This is a genomic window from Saccharopolyspora rectivirgula DSM 43747, assembly GCF_000497205.1.
Lineage (GTDB): Bacteria > Actinomycetota > Actinomycetes > Mycobacteriales > Pseudonocardiaceae > Saccharopolyspora > Saccharopolyspora rectivirgula.
In genome coordinates this window covers 57,917-73,625 of record NZ_AYJW01000002.1, presented here as the reverse complement: position 1 = coordinate 73,625, position 15,709 = coordinate 57,917, and the positions used below count along the sequence as shown (strand labels likewise).

General features: G+C 70.0%; 16 protein-coding genes and 1 pseudogene. 12 read left to right on the top strand and 5 right to left on the bottom strand.

Features of this window, described 5'->3' with window-relative positions; all coding sequences use genetic code 11:
* Window position 1: 1 nt before the first annotated feature.
* Window positions 2-1,321, top strand: coding sequence for an MATE family efflux transporter (locus tag SREC43747_RS0101095; protein ID WP_029719307.1), 1,320 nt, complete (start codon window positions 2-4; stop codon window positions 1,319-1,321).
* Here the strand turns inward: SREC43747_RS0101095 and def are convergent, their stop codons facing one another.
* A complete protein-coding gene (def, locus tag SREC43747_RS0101090; protein ID WP_029719306.1) occupies window positions 1,322-1,819 on the bottom strand; it encodes a peptide deformylase in 498 nt (165 codons plus the stop codon).
* Window positions 1,820-1,880: 61 nt separating this feature from the next.
* Between def and truB the strand changes: the two genes are divergently transcribed.
* From truB to SREC43747_RS0101045, 9 genes are all read left to right on the top strand, one after another.
* Window positions 1,881-2,798 (top strand): tRNA pseudouridine(55) synthase TruB, encoded by a 918-nt coding sequence (gene truB, locus SREC43747_RS0101085; protein WP_029719305.1) that lies wholly within the window; start codon window positions 1,881-1,883, stop codon window positions 2,796-2,798.
* A 62-nt stretch (window positions 2,799-2,860) separates the two neighbouring features.
* The gene (locus tag SREC43747_RS0101080; RefSeq protein WP_081722363.1) at window positions 2,861-3,850 is read left to right on the top strand and encodes a bifunctional riboflavin kinase/FAD synthetase; all 990 of its coding nucleotides are present in this window, start codon (window positions 2,861-2,863) and stop codon (window positions 3,848-3,850) included.
* 168 nt (window positions 3,851-4,018) lie between these two features.
* Complete coding sequence (locus tag SREC43747_RS0101075) at window positions 4,019-4,516, top strand: helix-turn-helix domain-containing protein (RefSeq protein ID WP_029719303.1); 498 nt, start codon at window positions 4,019-4,021, stop codon at window positions 4,514-4,516.
* A 59-nt stretch (window positions 4,517-4,575) separates the two neighbouring features.
* A complete protein-coding gene (locus SREC43747_RS0101070) occupies window positions 4,576-5,139 on the top strand; it encodes a 2'-5' RNA ligase family protein (RefSeq protein ID WP_029719302.1) in 564 nt (187 codons plus the stop codon).
* A 135-nt stretch (window positions 5,140-5,274) separates the two neighbouring features.
* Window positions 5,275-5,544: a 30S ribosomal protein S15 gene (gene rpsO, locus SREC43747_RS0101065; protein ID WP_029719301.1), complete on the top strand. Its 270-nt coding sequence runs from the start codon at window positions 5,275-5,277 to the stop codon at window positions 5,542-5,544.
* Between the two features lie 224 nt (window positions 5,545-5,768).
* Entirely contained in the window at window positions 5,769-8,060 is a 2,292-nt protein-coding gene (locus SREC43747_RS0101060) for a polyribonucleotide nucleotidyltransferase (protein ID WP_051387503.1), read from the top strand.
* Window positions 8,061-8,187: 127 nt separating this feature from the next.
* Complete coding sequence (locus SREC43747_RS0101055) at window positions 8,188-9,531, top strand: M16 family metallopeptidase (RefSeq protein WP_029719299.1); 1,344 nt, start codon at window positions 8,188-8,190, stop codon at window positions 9,529-9,531.
* Window positions 9,532-9,577: 46 nt separating this feature from the next.
* Window positions 9,578-10,330, top strand: coding sequence for a 4-hydroxy-tetrahydrodipicolinate reductase (dapB, locus tag SREC43747_RS0101050; protein ID WP_029719298.1), 753 nt, complete (start codon window positions 9,578-9,580; stop codon window positions 10,328-10,330).
* Between the two features lies 1 nt (window position 10,331).
* Window positions 10,332-10,814, top strand: a complete 483-nt coding sequence (locus SREC43747_RS0101045; RefSeq protein ID WP_037331119.1) for a hypothetical protein — start codon at window positions 10,332-10,334, stop codon at window positions 10,812-10,814.
* A gap of 33 nt (window positions 10,815-10,847) precedes the next feature.
* Here the strand turns inward: SREC43747_RS0101045 and SREC43747_RS0101040 are convergent, their stop codons facing one another.
* Together SREC43747_RS0101040 and SREC43747_RS0101035 are read right to left on the bottom strand one after the other, a co-directional pair.
* Window positions 10,848-11,339, bottom strand: a complete 492-nt coding sequence (locus SREC43747_RS0101040; protein WP_029719296.1) for a VTT domain-containing protein — start codon at window positions 11,337-11,339, stop codon at window positions 10,848-10,850.
* A 72-nt stretch (window positions 11,340-11,411) separates the two neighbouring features.
* Window positions 11,412-11,969, bottom strand: coding sequence for a GNAT family N-acetyltransferase (locus SREC43747_RS0101035; protein ID WP_029719295.1), 558 nt, complete (start codon window positions 11,967-11,969; stop codon window positions 11,412-11,414).
* Window positions 11,970-12,040: 71 nt separating this feature from the next.
* Between SREC43747_RS0101035 and SREC43747_RS19495 the strand changes: the two are divergent.
* A pseudogene (locus SREC43747_RS19495) lies at window positions 12,041-13,268 on the top strand (winged helix-turn-helix domain-containing protein).
* Window positions 13,269-13,290: 22 nt separating this feature from the next.
* Here SREC43747_RS19495 and SREC43747_RS0101025 read toward each other — a convergent pair.
* Window positions 13,291-14,250, bottom strand: coding sequence for a DUF4097 family beta strand repeat-containing protein (locus SREC43747_RS0101025; RefSeq protein WP_051387501.1), 960 nt, complete (start codon window positions 14,248-14,250; stop codon window positions 13,291-13,293).
* A 16-nt stretch (window positions 14,251-14,266) separates the two neighbouring features.
* Window positions 14,267-14,785, bottom strand: coding sequence for a toxin-antitoxin system HicB family antitoxin (locus SREC43747_RS0101020; RefSeq protein WP_029719293.1), 519 nt, complete (start codon window positions 14,783-14,785; stop codon window positions 14,267-14,269).
* Window positions 14,786-14,947: 162 nt separating this feature from the next.
* Between SREC43747_RS0101020 and thyX the strand changes: the two genes are divergently transcribed.
* Complete coding sequence (gene thyX, locus SREC43747_RS0101015; protein ID WP_029719292.1) at window positions 14,948-15,700, top strand: FAD-dependent thymidylate synthase; 753 nt, start codon at window positions 14,948-14,950, stop codon at window positions 15,698-15,700.
* Window positions 15,701-15,709 lie beyond the last annotated feature (9 nt).

Below are 15,709 nucleotides of genomic sequence, written 5' to 3'. Positions count from 1 at the left end.
TGTGTCGGAGCAGGGTGAACGGGTACCGGCCCGCAAGGTGCTGGGGCTTGCGGTCCCGGCTTTGGGGGTGCTGGCGGCCGAGCCGCTTTACGTGCTGGTGGACACCGCCGTGGTCGGCCATCTCGGTGCGGTCCCGTTGGCCGGGCTGGCCCTGGCCGGGACGTTGTTCTCCCTGGTCACCACCCAGTTGACGTTCCTCAGCTACGGCACCACGGCGCGCGCCGCGCGGCTGCACGGCAGTGGCGACCGCGCCGGTGCGGTGGCCGAAGGGGTGCAGGCGACGTGGTTGGCCGTGGCGGTCGGCCTGGTGGTCGCGCTCGTCGGACAGCTGGTGGCCGCGCCGGTGGCCAACGGCCTGGCCGGGGGCGGCCCGGTCGCGGACGCGGCCGTGTCGTGGCTTCGCATCGCGCTGTGCGGGGCGCCGATGGTGTTGATCACCATGGCCGGCAACGGCTGGATGCGCGGCGTGCAGGACACCGTTCGACCCCTGCGCTACGTGCTGGTGGGCAACGGGATCTCCGCGGTGCTGTGCCCGGTGCTGGTCTATCCCGCGGGCCTGGGCATGGAGGGCTCGGCGCTGGCGAACTTGGTGGGCCAGAGCATCGCGGCGAGCTTGTTCGTGCGCGCCCTGGTGGTGGAGCGGGTCGGTGTGCGGCCGGATCCGAGCCGGATGCGCGCCCAGCTGGGCATGGGCCGGGACCTGGTGCTGCGGAGCTTGGCGTTCCAGGTGTGCTTCGTGTCCGCCACCTCGGTGGCCGCGCGGATCGGTGCGGAGTCCGCCGCTGCCCACCAGGTGGTGTGGCAGTTGTGGTCGTTCCTGGCGCTGGTGCTGGATTCGCTGGCGATCGCCGCGCAGTCGCTGGTGGGGGCTGCGCTGGGCGCGGGGCGGGAGGCTTCGGCCAAGGCGATCGCCAAGCAGATCACCGGCTACGGGCTGGTGTTCGGGGTGGTGCTGGGCGTGCTGTTCGCGGCGCTGGCGGGGCCGCTGCCCGCGCTGTTCACCACCGATGCGGCGGTGCTCGCCGAGGTCCCGAAGGCCTGGTGGTTCTTCGTGGTGCTGCAGCCGGTGGCCGGGGTGGTGTTCGCGGTGGACGGCGTGCTGCTCGGGGCCGGGGACGCGGCGTTCCTGCGCACGGCGACGATGCTCAGCGCGCTGGTGGGCTACCTGCCGCTGATCTGGCTCTCGCTAGCGTTCGGTTTGGGGCTGAGCGGCATTTGGACGGGGCTGTCGCTGTTCATGCTGCTCCGCCTGGTGAGCGTGGTGCTGCGGGTCCGCTCGGGCCGGTGGGCCGTGGTGGGTGCGGAACCGGCGAAGGCGTGATCAGTTCCAGAACCAGTCCTGCTGGCGGACTTGGCGGAACGCTTCGCGGCGCGCGTCGGCGGGCAGCCGCTGGATGTAGACCATCCCGTTGAGGTGGTCGGTCTCGTGCTGCAGGCAGCGGGCCATCAGGCCGTGCCCGGAGACGGTGATGGGGTCGTTGTTCAGGTCGACGCCTTTGACCACCGCGTAGTTGGCGCGCGGGGTGGGGAAGCTGAGCCCGGGCAGGGACAGGCAGGCTTCCTCGCCGTCCTGCTGCTCTTCGGAGAGCTCGGCGATCTCGGGGTTGAGCACGTAGCCCTTCTCCCCGTCGATGTTGTAGCTGAACGCCCGGATGCTCACGCCGATCTGCGGGGCCGCCACTCCGGCTCGTCCGGGGGCGTCTACGGTGTCCAGTAGGTCTTTGACGATGGTGCGCAGCCGGTCGTCGAACGCGGTGACCGGCTCGGCGACCATCCGCAGTACCGGGTCACCGAACTTCCTGATCGGCCGTAGTGCCACGTGAACCTCCTGGTGCGCCTGGGAGCCGTTGTGTCCGTGACGTCTTGGATGATGGAAGGCCGTGTCTGAGCAGCAGTCCCGAGTTTCGCAGAAGAAGCGGTCCGCGCTCCCGCCAGGTCTGGTGGTGGTCGACAAGCCTTCGGGGATGACCTCGCACGACGTGGTCGCCCGGATGCGCCGGATCATGGGCACCCGTCGGGTGGGGCACGCGGGAACGCTGGATCCGATGGCCACCGGGGTGCTGGTGCTGGGGATCGAGCGGGCGACGAAGCTGCTCGGTCATCTGGCGCTGGACACCAAGGCGTACTTGGCCACGATCCGGCTCGGTGAGGCGACCACGACCGACGACGCCGAAGGCGAAGTGGTGTCGCGCGCGGACGCCTCCGAGGTGGAGGAGGACGCCATCCGGTCCGCGGTCAGCACGTTGACCGGGGACATCATGCAGGTGCCCAGCGCGGTCAGCGCGGTGAAGGTGAACGGGCGCCGGGCTTACGAGCTGGTGCGCTCCGGCGAGTCGGTGGAGCTGCAGCCGCGGCCGGTGACGGTGGAGCGGTTCGACGTGCTGGCGGTGCGCCGGTTGCCGGAGGCGACCGAGCTGGACGTGCTCGTGGAGTGCTCGTCGGGCACCTACGTCCGGGCGCTGGCCCGGGATCTGGGGGAGCGCCTGCAGGTGGGCGGCCACCTGGTGGCGTTGCGGCGCACCCGGGTGGGGCCGTTCGGCTTGGCCGAGGCCCGCACGCTGGAGCAGCTGGAGGAGGAGCCGCAGCTGTCGATGAGCATGGACGAGGCGGTGGAGGCCGCGTTCCCGCGGCGGGACGTCGGGTTGCGCACCGCGCGTGCGCTGGCGCACGGCCAGCGGGTGCCGGCGGCCGGCGTGGACGGGGTGTACGGCATGTTCGACCCCAGCGGTCGCGCGGTCGCTCTGGTGCGGGACGAGGGCCGGTACGCCAAGCCGGTGTTCGTGATCACTCCAGCCTGATCCCGCCGCGCCGGGAGCGGGTGCGGCAACGCGGTCGAGGCCGGGGAAGTACGCTGCTGTCCGTGCAGCGTTGGCGCGGACTCGAGCAGATTCCCGGTGGTTGGGGACGGTGCGTGGTCACCATCGGTGTCTTCGATGGTGTGCACAGAGGGCACCAGCAGTTGATCAACCACGCGGTCCAGCAGGCGCGGCGGCGCAACCTGCCGTGCGTGTTGATGACCTTCGATCCGCACCCGTCCGAGGTAGTCCGACCGGGTAGCCACCCGGCGCAGCTGACCACTCTGCGCCGGCGGGCGGAGCTGGTCGAGCAGCTCGGCGTGGACGTCTTCTGCGTGCTGCCGTTCACCCGCGAGGTGTCGCGGATCCCGGCCGAGGAGTTCGTGCACGAGTTCCTGGTGGAGCGGTTGCACGCGGCCGAGGTGGTGGTCGGGGAGAACTTCACCTTCGGCTACAAGGCGGCGGGCAACATCGACCTGCTGACCAAGCTGGGGGAGCGGTTCGGCTTCGAGGTCTCCTCGGACGCGCTGGTGTCCGGCCCGGTGCGGCGCGCCGGTGACCCGACCGAGACGTCGGTGACCTTCTCCTCCACCTACGTCCGCTCCTGCATCGACGCCGGGGACGTGGGCGCGGCCGCCTCGGCGCTCGGCCGGTTCCACCGCTTGGAGGGCATCGTGGTGCGGGGTGCCGGCCGCGGCGGCAAGGAGCTGGGTTTCCCGACCGCGAACTTGTCCACCCCGGAGCACGCGGCCATCCCGGCCGACGGGGTTTACGCCTGCTGGTTCACGCACCGCCGGCAGAACTCGGAGCTGCCGGGCACGACCTATCCGGCGGCGGTGTCGGTGGGGAGCAACCCGACGTTCTCGGGCACCGAGCGCACCGTCGAGGCGTACGTGCTGGACGTCACCGATGCCGATTTCTACGGCGAGCACGTGGCGTTGGACTTCGTGCAGCGGCTGCGGGGGATGGAGCGCTTCAGCAGCGTCGAGGCGCTGATCGAGCAGATGCACCGGGACGTCGCGGAGACCCGCCGGGTGCTGGGCGTCGATCGGTGAGCAGGGCGTCGGTGGTGCTGCTCGGCTGACGGCTGGGCGTCGTGCTGGCTCACCTTGGGTCCAAAAATTTTCACATTTCGGTCCGTTCGACAGCGGTGGCCTGGCAGTATTCGAAATGGTCTCGGCGAACCCGAGGCGGAGGAGCGAGAGGGCACCGGGGGAGCGAAGGTGGCGGAGAGCAGCAACGTCCAGCGGAACCTGGCGCTGCAACGGCAGTGGTACGGCGAACCGCTGGGGGACCGGGTGCGCCGTCTGGTCGTTGCCTTCCGCATCTCCCAAGCGCAGCTGGCCGACGTGCTGGGCATCAGCGCACCGATGCTCAGCCAGGTGATGAGCGGGCGCCGGGCGAAGATCGGCAATCCCGCCGTGCTGGCGCGCTTGGTCATGCTGGAGCGCAAGGTCCTGATCCCCGGGGTGGCGGCCGGCGAGGAAGAGGCGATCAAAGAGGCCTTGGAGGACGTGCGCACGTCCCGGCCGCTGCTGGGGCGGGACGACCTGCCGGTGGTGCACCAGAGGCGGGAGCCCAGCGGGGAGGAGGCGGCCTGGCCGGTGCTGCGCAAGGTGGCCAAGCCCAGTGAGCTGGAAGGGGCGGCCGCCATGATCAAATCCCGTTACCCGGCGCTGGCCGAGTTGTTGCGGCGGGCCGCCAACGGCGACGTGAAGTAGCGCGCTCGACGGGCAGAATCGGCTGCGTGGCCCGCGCCGGAGTTCCCGGGAGGTGGCATATGCGGCTGTTCACCGCGCTGTGGCCGGTCGAGGACGCGCTGCGGCACCTGGACCGCGCGGTGCGCGCGGTCGACCAGGAAGACCTGGCGGCGGCGACCGGGGGGTTGCGCAAGTTCCGGTTCATCTCCCCGGACCGCTGGCACTTGACCTTGTGCTTCCACGGCGACGACGCCGATCTGCAGGCCACGACCGAGCAGGTGGAGAGCCGGGTGGCCGCTCTGCCGGGGGTGTCCGCGCCTCGGCTGCGGTTGGCCGGGGCCGGGACGTTCCGCGGGGTGCTGTGGATCGGGGTGCAGCCGGCGGAGGAGGCCGATGAGACCGCGTTGCGGCAGCTGGTGGGGGCGGCCGGTGGTGACGCGCGGGGCTACGAGGCGCACCTGACCATCGCCCGGTGGTTGGGCGGCCGGCTGGACCGGGCGCGGCTGACCGGGTTGTTCGCCGACTACGCGGGCCCGTGGTGGGAGCCCGAGCACCTCGCGGTGATGAGCAGCGAGCTGCGCCGGGGCGGCCCGATCCACCGGACGGTGCACCGGGTGGCGCTGCCGCGCCGGGCGTCAGGTTAGGCCGGATGGCGATTCCTTGCTGTTATGCTGACTGTGAGTCCGGCTGCAGTCCGTGGTGGCCGGAGGTCGTCGTACGACGATTCCCTGCTTGCCGCAGGCGGAGTTGACACGGGACAGCGACAAGGAGAGTCAACCGTGGCTTTGTCCACTGCTGAGAAGAAGCAGATCCTGGCTGAGTACGGCCTGCACGAGAAGGACACCGGCTCGCCCGAGGCCCAGGTCGCGCTGCTGACCAAGCGGATCATCGGGCTGACCGAGCACCTCAAGCAGCACAAGCAGGACCACCACTCCCGTCGTGGTCTGCTGCTGATGGTGGGCCGTCGCCGCCGCCTGCTGAACTACCTGCAGAAGGTGGACATCGAGCGCTACCGGTCGCTGATCCAGCGGCTCGGTCTGCGTCGTTGACGAACCGAGGGGAGCGGCTCGTGCCGCTCCCCTCGATGTCTAACCGGACGGCGCGCCGCGCCGTCACCAACTGAAGAGCGCTCACGGTAACGGGACAGGCGTCCGCCGGTCCTCGGTAGTGGCTTACGGGGGGTTCGCCCCCGTGGGCTTCGATCGATGGCCGGCCTCGTTCGGACCGACGACCCCGTACTTGCCGTGGGCCTCGCGAGAACGAGGAGTCAATCTTGACCGACCAAATCGACGAGGGCGTGTACGAAACCACGGCCGTGCTGGACAACGGTGCGTTCGGCAAACGCACCGTCCGGTTCGAAACCGGGCGACTGGCCAAGCAGGCGGCCGGCAGCACGGTCGCCTACCTGGACGACGAGACGATGGTGCTGTCCGCCACCACCGCGTCCAAGCAGCCCAAGGAGCAGTTCGACTTCTTCCCGCTGACGGTGGACGTCGAAGAGCGGATGTACGCCGCGGGCCGCATCCCGGGTTCGTTCTTCCGCCGGGAAGGCCGCCCGTCCACCGACGCGATCCTGACCTGCCGGTTGATCGACCGGCCGCTGCGCCCGTCCTTCGCCGACGGGTTGCGCAACGAGGTGCAGATCGTGGTCACGGTGCTGAGCCTGGCGCCGAACGACTACTACGACGTGCTGGCGATCAACGCCGCTTCGGCTTCCACCCAGCTGTCCGGCCTGCCGTACTCGGGGCCGATCGGCGGCACCCGCATGGCGCTGATCGACGGCCAGTGGGTCGCTTTCCCCACCTACGACCAGCTGCAGCGCGCGGTGTTCAACATGGTCGTCGCCGGCCGCATCGTGGGTGACGACATCGCGATCATGATGGTGGAGGCCGAAGGCACCGAGCACACCGTCGAACTGGTGAAGAACGGTGCGCAGGCGCCCACCGAGGAAGTCGTGGCGGAGGGCCTGGAGGCGGCCAAGCCGTTCATCCGGGCGCTGTGCGAGGCGCAGCAGCGCCTGGCCCAGACCGCCGGCAAGTCGACCGCCGAGTACCCGCTGTTCCCGGCGTACGAGCAGGACGCCTACGAGGCGGTGGAGCGCATCGCGGCCGCGGACCTGGCCGAGGCGCTGAAGATCGCCGGCAAGCAGGAGCGCGAAGAGCGGCTCGACGAGATCAAGGCCAAGGTCGTCGAAGAAGTCGGCATCGGCGAGGGCGAGGAGTTCGAGGGCCGCGAGAAGGAGATCGCCGGTGCTTTCCGGGCGCTGACCAAGAAGCTGGTCCGCGAGCGGATCATCCGCGACCAGGTGCGCATCGACGGCCGCGGCGTCACCGACATCCGCCGGCTGTCGGCCGAGGTCGGGGTGGTCCCCCGGGCGCACGGTTCGGCCCTGTTCGAGCGGGGGGAAACCCAGATCCTGGGGGTTTCCACGCTGAACATGCTCCGGTTGGAGCAGACGATCGACTCGCTGTCGCCGGAGACGACCAAGCGCTACATGCACCACTACAACTTCCCGCCGTACTCGACCGGTGAGACCGGCCGGGTGGGCAGCCCGAAGCGCCGCGAGATCGGGCACGGTGCTCTGGCCGAGCGGGCGCTGGTCCCGGTGCTGCCTTCGCGCGAGGAGTTCCCGTACGCGATCCGGCAGGTGTCGGAGGCCATCGGGTCGAACGGCTCCACCTCGATGGGCTCGGTCTGCGCTTCCACGCTTTCGCTGCTCAACGCGGGTGTGCCGCTGAAGGCCCCGGTCGCGGGGATCGCGATGGGCCTGGTGTCGGCCGAGATCGACGGCAAGACCCACTACGTGGCGTTGACCGACATCCTCGGCGCCGAGGACGCCTACGGCGACATGGACTTCAAGGTCGCCGGCACCAAGGACTTCGTGACCGCGCTGCAGCTGGACACCAAGCTGGACGGCATCCCGTCCGAGGTGCTGGCGCAGGCGCTCAGCCAGGCCCGGGACGCCCGGCTGACCATTCTCGACGTGATGGCCGAGGCCATCGGCTCGCCGGACGAGATGAGCCCGCACGCGCCGCGGGTCACCTCGATCAACATCCCGGTGGACAAGATCGGTGAGGTGATCGGCCCCAAGGGCAAGATGATCAACTCGATCACCGAGGAGACCGGGGCGGAGATCACCATCGAGGACGACGGCACCATCTACGTCGGTGCTGCCGACGGCCCGTCGGCCGAAGCGGCGATCGAGAAGATCAACGCCATCGCCAACCCGCAGTTGCCGAAGGTGGGCGAGCGGTTCCTCGGCACCGTGGTCAAGACCGCCGCGTTCGGGGCGTTCGTCTCCCTGCTGCCCGGCAAGGACGGCCTGGTGCACATCTCCAAGCTGGGCAACGGCAAGCGCATCGGCAAGGTCGAGGACGTGGTCAACGTCGGCGACAAGCTGCGCGTGGAGATCGCGGACATCGACAGCCGCGGCAAGATCAGCTTGGTCCCGGTCGACGAAGAGGGCGAGAAGTCCTCGGAGAAGGGCGAGAAGCCTTCGGAGAAGGGCAAGAAGGAAGAGAAGAAGGGCGCCGGCAAGTCGGGGGCGTCGAAGTCCCGGTCTTGAGGTGGCCGGTCTGAACTAAGCTGCTGATCCGAGGTGCGGCCCGCTCCAGTTCCCGTGGAGCGGGCCGCATCATTTGGCCAGGCCCATGATGGGCTCGTGTTCTTCCGCTGACGGACTGCGAAGGGATATGACCAGAAATCAAGCACGTGCCGGGTACTTGCAGCGGCCGGGAACCACGCAGGTCCTCGGTCGCACCAGCGGGGGTGAGACGGTGCGGCGCACCGTGCTGCCCGGTGGTCTCCGGGTGGTGACCGAGCCGATCCCCGGGGTGCGGTCGGCCGCGGTCGGCATCTGGGTCGGGGTCGGTTCCCGGGACGAGTCGCCGAAGCAGGCCGGTGCGGCGCACTACCTGGAGCACTTGCTGTTCAAGGGGACGACCAACCGCTCCGCGGCGCAGATCGCCCAGGAGATGGACGCGGTGGGTGGTGAGCTCAACGCCTTCACCACCAAGGAGTACACCTGCTACTACGCGCACGTGCTGGACAGCGATCTGCCGTTGGCGGTGGACGTGCTGTGCGACGTGGTGTTCCGCGCGGTGAACACGGACGCCGATGTGGACGTCGAGCGCAACGTGGTGCTGGAAGAGATCGCGATGCGCGACGACGACCCGGAGGACCTGCTGTTCGAGCTGTTCAGCAGCGCGGTGCTGGGCGACCACCCGCTGGGGCGGTCGATCCTGGGCACCGAGGAGTCCATCGCCAACATGACCCGCTCCCGGGTGCACGGCTTCTACCGCAGCCACTACGTGATGCCGAAGATGGTGCTGGCGGTGGCGGGCAACGCCGAGCACCAGGCGGTGGTGCGGCTGGTGCGCAAGGCCCTCAAGGACCGGCTGTCCGGGCAGGTGCGGCCCGAGCCGCCGCGCAGCGGGCGGGTCCGGTTGCCCAGGCAGGAGCTGCTGGCGCTGCGCCGTGCCGACACCGAGCAGGCGCACCTGCTGGTCGGCTGCCGCGGGCTGGACCGCTACGACGAGCGCCGGTTCACGCTGGGCGTGCTCAACGCCGCGCTGGGAGGCGGGATGAGCTCGCGGTTGTTCCAGGAGGTCCGGGAGCAGCGCGGGCTGGCCTACTCGGTGTACTCGACCGCCGCGTCTTACGCGGGGACCGGCACGTTCTCGGTGTACGCGGGGTGCGCTCCGGATCGGCTGGGCGAGGTCGCCGAGGTGGTGCGCGGGATCCTCACCGAGGTCGCGGAGCACGGGCTCACCGAGGAAGAGGTGGAGCGGGGCCGCGGCCAGTTGCGCGGCGGCCTGGTGCTGGGGCTGGAGGACAGCGCGTCGCGGATGAGCCGCATCGGCAAGACGGAGCTGAACTACGGGCGGCACTTCAGCGTGGAGCAGACGCTGGAGCGCATCGACGAGGTCACCGTCGAGGATGTGGCTGACCTCGCGAGTGAGTTGTTGCGGCGCCCGCTCACCACCGCGGTGGTGGGTCCGTATGCTGACCTTCAAGATCTGCCGGCGGGTGTGTGAGCCGGCACGCCCGGGAAGTCAAGCCGAGTTGGAACGAAGGGTTGTCATGAGCTCGCCGATCAAGGTTGCAGTGCTGGGCGCTCGCGGACGGATGGGTTCCGAGGCGGTGCGGGCGATCGGCGAGGCGCCGGACACCGAACTCGTCGCCGAGATCAACCGCGGGGACGACCTTTCCGCGCTGGTCGACAACGGGGCGCAGGTGGCGGTGGACCTGACCCACCCCGACTCGGTGATGGACAACGTCCGGTTCTGCGTGGACAACGGCATCCACGTGGTGGTGGGCACCAGCGGCATGACCGAGGACCGGCTTGCGGAGGTGCGCTCCTGGCTGGGCGAGGACCCGTCCACCGGGGTGCTGGTGGTGCCGAACTTCGCCATCGGCGCCGTGCTGTCGATGAAGTTCGCGGAGCTGGCGGCGAAGTTCTACGAGTCCGTCGAGGTCGTGGAGCTGCACCACCCGAAGAAGGCCGACGCCCCTTCGGGGACCGCTGCCCGCACCGCGCAGCTGGTCGCCGGGGCGCGCGAGCAGGCCGGGTTGGGCCCGGCGCCGGACGCCACCACCAAGGAGGTGGACGGCGCGCGGGGCGCTGACATCGACGGGGTCCGGGTGCACTCGGTGCGGATGTCCGGGCTGGTGGCCCACCAGGAGGTGCTGTTCGGCACGGAGGGCGAGTCGCTGACCATCCGGCACGACTCCTACGACCGGCGCTCCTTCATGCCGGGTGTGCTGCTGTCGGTGCGGGAAGTCGGTTCCCGCCCGGGGCTGACGGTGGGGCTCGACGCGTTGCTGGGGCTGTGACGTGGGCCGTGACGACGGTGCTCGCCGCAAGCTGACCGGTCCGCGCACCGCGGCGTTCGTGGTCGCCGCGGTGCTGGCGGTGTACCTGGTGCTCATGGCCGGCCGCGCGGTGACGATGATCGTCTCCGGGAACCCGGTCTTCGTCGGGCTCGGCTTGGCGATCCTGGTGTTCCCGGTGCTGGGGGCCTTGCTGGTGGTCGACCAGTTGCGGTTCGGCGCCCACACCGAGCGGTTGGCCCGGCGGCTGGCCGAGGAAGGCGAGCTGCCGGACGTGTCGCACTTGCCGAGGCGGCCTTCCGGGCGGGTGGAGCGCGAGGCGGCGGACGCCTGGTTCGACGAGAAGCAGGCGGAGCTGGAAGCCGATCCGCAGAACTGGCGGCGCTGGTTCGCCCTGGCCCAGGCCTACGACTTGGCGGGCGACCGCAATCGCGGGCGGAAAGCGATGCGCCGGGCCATCGAATTGGAGCGCGCCGAGAATTCTTGATCCATCATTTTCCGAATACCGGGAAATGATTTTTCAAAAAACGTGGGTGGCGAATTCCGGGGCGAAGGTGAGCGATCCGAATCGGAAAAGCCGCCCGACGAAACCGATGACCAGGAAGCTCACCAGCGGCACCTTGGCCAGGCCGGCGGCGGCGGACACCGCGGCGAACGGCGGCAGGCTGGCGGTCGCGCTGGTCAGCAGCACGCCCCGGGCCCACCACCGGCGCTGTTGGCACACCTGCCGGAACCGGGCGAGTTTCTCCTGGTAGCGGCGTCGACGCCCGGACATCTCGGTGCTGCGGCGCAGCAGCGAGGGCAGTTGGATGGCCCCGCGGCCGGCGTAGTAGTGCAGCAGTTTCCCGGCGATCTGGCCCATCGCGATGACCAGCGCCAACGCCCACCACGCCACCGGCTGGTCGCTCACGACCAGGCCGACCGCGAACAATTCGATGCTGAGCAGCGGTATCACGGCCGAAACCAGGGAGAGCCCCAGCGCGGTCGCCAACAGCCCGATTGCCGTGATCAATGGATTCTCCGGGTTGGCTTCCGAACTGGCCGGAGCGTAACAGCCGGGCGTGTTGTTTTCTTGGTCAGGTAGCTACTTCAGCTGGAATTCGAGGGATCCGCTCAACCGCATTTCCCGCAGTGGGCGACCGCCGGCGTCGAGGGTGCGGACGGTGCCGTCGGGTTCCCAGCCGGCGCTGCGGAAGAACGACAGCGAGGCGGTGTCGGCGACCGGCACCCACGCGATCCCCCGGGTGGCGCCCCGCAGGGTTTGCAGGTTCGCCGCGGTGGCCAGCAGTCTGCCGCCGTGCCCGCGCCGCCCCCACCGGGGTTCCACGAGCAGGGAGCTGATCAGTGCGACTTCGGCCGCGTCGGTGGGCAGGCTGCCGTCCGGGGCGGCGAGCTCGGCTTCGGGTGCGGGGCCGGCGGCGCAGAAGCCGACGGTCCAGGGCCCTTCGGTGGCGATCACGACTTGGGCGGGACCGTGTTCGAGGGTGTGCTGCCACTGCTGTTCGGTTTCCTGCTGGGACAGGTGGTCGAGCACTTCCGGTGGCAGCAGTTCCGCGTACGCGGTGCGCCAGGTGCTCAGCTGGATGCGGGCGATCTCGGCGGCGTCACCTGGTGTTGCGGGGCGGACAGCGGCTTCGGCCATGCCGCCAACCTAGCGTGTTCGGGCCTGCACCGGGAGCGGTTCGCCGGTGGATGTCGGGGCGGGGTGGCAGCATGCGGTGCGTGCGAACGATCAGTCCTGCCGAGGCCCGCCGCGTGGTGCTGCGGGCGCAGGGGTTCACCGGTGGTCGTCCCGGGGCCGGTTCGGGTCGTCGGCAGTTGTCCCGGGTGCTGTCCCGGATCAGGTTGCTGCAGTTGGATTCGGTCAACGTGGCGGTGCGGGCGCACTACGTGCCGCTGTTCAGCCGGTTGGGGCCGTACTCGCGGCAGCTGCTCGACGCGGTCGCGTGGGAGCCCACCCCGGCCCGGCCCCGGATGCTCGTCGAGTACTGGGCGCACGAGGCGTGCCTGCTTCCGGTCGCCGACTGGCCGCTGCTGCGCTGGCGGATGCGGGATTGCGGGGGGTGCGTGGCGGCGCCGCGGCAGGGAGCTGCTGGAGCAGGACCCCCAGTTCGTCGCTGACGTGCTGGCCGCGGTCAAGGAGCTGGGCCCGGTGGGGGCCGGGACCGTGGAGCGGGAGCTCGGGGCGGACCGCCCGGGCCAGCGGGGCCCGTGGTGGGACCGCAGCCGCACCAAGCGGGTGTGCGAGCTGCTGTTCGCCACGGGGGAGTTGACCACCGGTGCGCGGCGGAACTTCGAGCGGCTCTACGACTTGCCGGAGCGGGTGCTGCCGGCTGCGGTGCTGGCGCGGGAGCCGGACGAGCAGGAGGCGGTGCGCGAGCTGGTCGAGCGGTCGGCGCGGGCGCTGGGGGTGGCCACCGAGGCGGATCTGCGGGACTACTACCGGTTGGGCGTGCAGCAGTGCCGCGCGGCTGTCGAGGACCTGGTGTCGGCCGGGGTGTTGGAGCCGGTGGCGGTGCGGGGGTGGCGGCAGCGGGCGTACCTGCACCGCTCGGCCTCGGCGCCCCGCGAGGTGGCGGTGCGGGCGTTGCTGTGCCCGTTCGACCCGCTCATCTGGGAGCGGTCTCGTGTCGAGCGGTTGTTCGGGTTCCGCTACCGGTTGGAGATCTACGTGCCGCAGCGCGAGCGCCAGTACGGCTACTACGTCTTCCCGTTCTTGTGGAACGACCGGCTGGTGGCCCGGGTGGATCTGAAGGCGGACCGGGCAGCCGGGGCGCTGGTGGTGCGAGGGGCTTTCGTCGAGCCGGGGCAGCCGGAGGCGGCGGTTGCCGCGGAGCTCGCCGGGGCGTTGCGGGAGATGGCGGATTGGCTGGAGTTGGAGGACGTGCTGGTGGCGGACAACGGTGATCTGGCCGGCCCGCTGCGGGCCGCGGTGCGGTAGCCGCGGGCGGGCCGGCGTGGTTTCAGCTGGCCGAGGTGAGCAGGGCGCTGCCGGTGCCGGTGCGCGCGTGGATCCGCATCTCGGGTTCGCGTTCCGGCGCCTGCTCGGAGACGTCGAGGTCGCTGGCGACCGTCCCGGTGGCCGAGGTCAGGTCCACTTCGGCCGTGCGGTCGCGTTGCAGGGTGATCTGCACGTCGCCGCTGCCGGTGATCAGCTCCAGTTGTCCGCTGCGGGCTTCGGCGACGGTGAGGCTGCCGCTGCCGGAGCGGACGAGCAGGTTGCCGTCCACGCTGCCCAACCACACGTTGCCGCTGCCGGTGACCACTGTGGAGGGGCCGGTGAGGTTGGTGATTTCGATGTCGCCGCTGCTGCTGCGGGCGTGCACCCCGGAGGTGACGGTGCCCAGCCGGATCGGTCCGGCGCCGGAGCGGATGGTGGCGCGTTCCGCGGTCCGCTCGACCGAAACCGTGCCGGATCCGGATTGGATGTTGGCCCGCAGCGCGGTGCCGGTGACGGTGGCTTCGCCGGAGCCGATGTGGATCCCCACTTCGGAGTTCTCCGGTGCGTGCACTTCGATGGCCAGCGGGATGCTGCGCAGCGGCCCCATGTTGGGGGTGCGGACGACCAGTCGGTTGCCGGTCATGGTCACCCGGGTTTGCCGGACCGCTTCGCTGATGGGGGCTTTGGTGCTGCGCCCGTTGTCCCAGGCGGCGCGCAGGCCGCTTTCGCCGAATTGTTCGCTGACCCAACTGAGCAGGTTGGACAGTCCACCGCGCCAGTCCGGGCCGCCGGAGGTGGGGTCGTGCCGGACCTCGATGCGGGTGGTGGCGGTGTCGGTGAGCCGGACGGTGACCGGGCCCAGGATGTTGGAGATGTCCAGGCTCACCGGTTCAGGAGTGCTGAACTCCTGGGTGCGGATCAGTTCGTTGCTGGTCTCTTGGAAGTCGCCGGGCTGCGCCGGGCCGTTCGGGTCGAATGCCACTGGAGCTCACCGCCTTCTAGGACTGGACCCAGCCGTGGATGCGGGCGCCGGGTTCGCCGCGCCACCGCCCGCGCCCGTGGTCCCACGGTCCGCGACCGCGGCTGCCGTGCAGCGCGCCTTGCACCGCTTGGGCGACCCAGGTGTTGAGGGAGACGCCTTGGGAGGCGGCGGCTTTCTCGGCTTGGGATTTGATCTCGTCCAGGAGGCGCAGGGTGATGCGGCTGATGTCGCCGCCTTCGGAGTGCGGCGGCGGGGGTGGGGGTTCGTTGGTGGTGTCTTCGGTTCTGCTGGTGGTGGCGTCGTTGACCACGACTTGGACGTCCCTGCCGTCCAGGCGCAGGTCGACGACCGGTCCGTCGAGTTGGGTGGTGATTTCGGCGGCCAGGTCGGACAGGGCGTTCATGATCGCCAGCCGGGCGGCCGGTTCGATCGCGCTGGCGAGGACCGCGGCCATCTGCCGGGTGTGCTCGTCGCCCACCGAGGCGGCTGATGTGAGGTCGTCGCGGAGTTGGCTGATGTACGGCGTCAAATCCATGACGTCACTATGACGCTACATGTGACATCAGGCAAGCACCTGAATGGCGTCATCGGTGTCCGCACGGCTGTCGGAGGTGGCAGTTAGGCTCGTTCGAGAGGTCAAGGGGAGTCAACGACGGTCTTGGCGCCGTCACGCAGCAAAGAAGGGAATTCGCCCGTCGTGACCGAAATCGTGCGGCCGAAAGTGCAGTTGATCGGCAAGACCGAGTTCTTCCCACCGGAAGACGTCGACTGGTCCACCGATGCCGACGGCGGGCAGGCGCTGGCCGAGTTCGCGGGGCGGGCGTGCTACCAGTCGTGGCACAAACCGAACCCGAAGACCGCGACCAACGAGGGCTACCTCCGGCACATCCTGGAGGTCGGGCACCTGTCGGTGCTCGAGCACGGGACCGTCACCTTCTACATCACCGGGGTGTCCCGTTCGCTGACCCACGAGCTGATCCGGCACCGGCACTTCTCCTACTCCCAGCTGTCGCAGCGCTACGTCCCGGAGCGGGACGCCGCGATGGTGGAGCCGGAAGTGATCGCCGCGGACCCGGAGCTCCACGAGAAGTTCGTCAAGGCCGCTGAGGCCAGCGTGGCGGCCTACTCGGAACTGCTGGAGGCCCTGCAGGAGAAGTTCGCCGACGAGCCGAAGGCCACCTTGCGGCGCAAGCAGGCCCGGCAGGCGGCGCGCTCGGTGCTGCCCAACGCCACCGAGACCCGGATCGTGGTGACCGGCAACTACCGGGCCTGGCGGCACTTCATCGCCATGCGCGCCACCGAGCACGCCGACGTGGAGATCCGGGCGCTGGCCGTGGAGTGCTTGCGGCAGCTGCAGAAGGCCGCGCCGAACGTGTTCGGCGACTTCGAGATCACCGAGCTCAAGGACGGCACCGAGGTCGCTTCCAGCCCGCTGGTCAGCGAGGGCTGAGGCGGACGC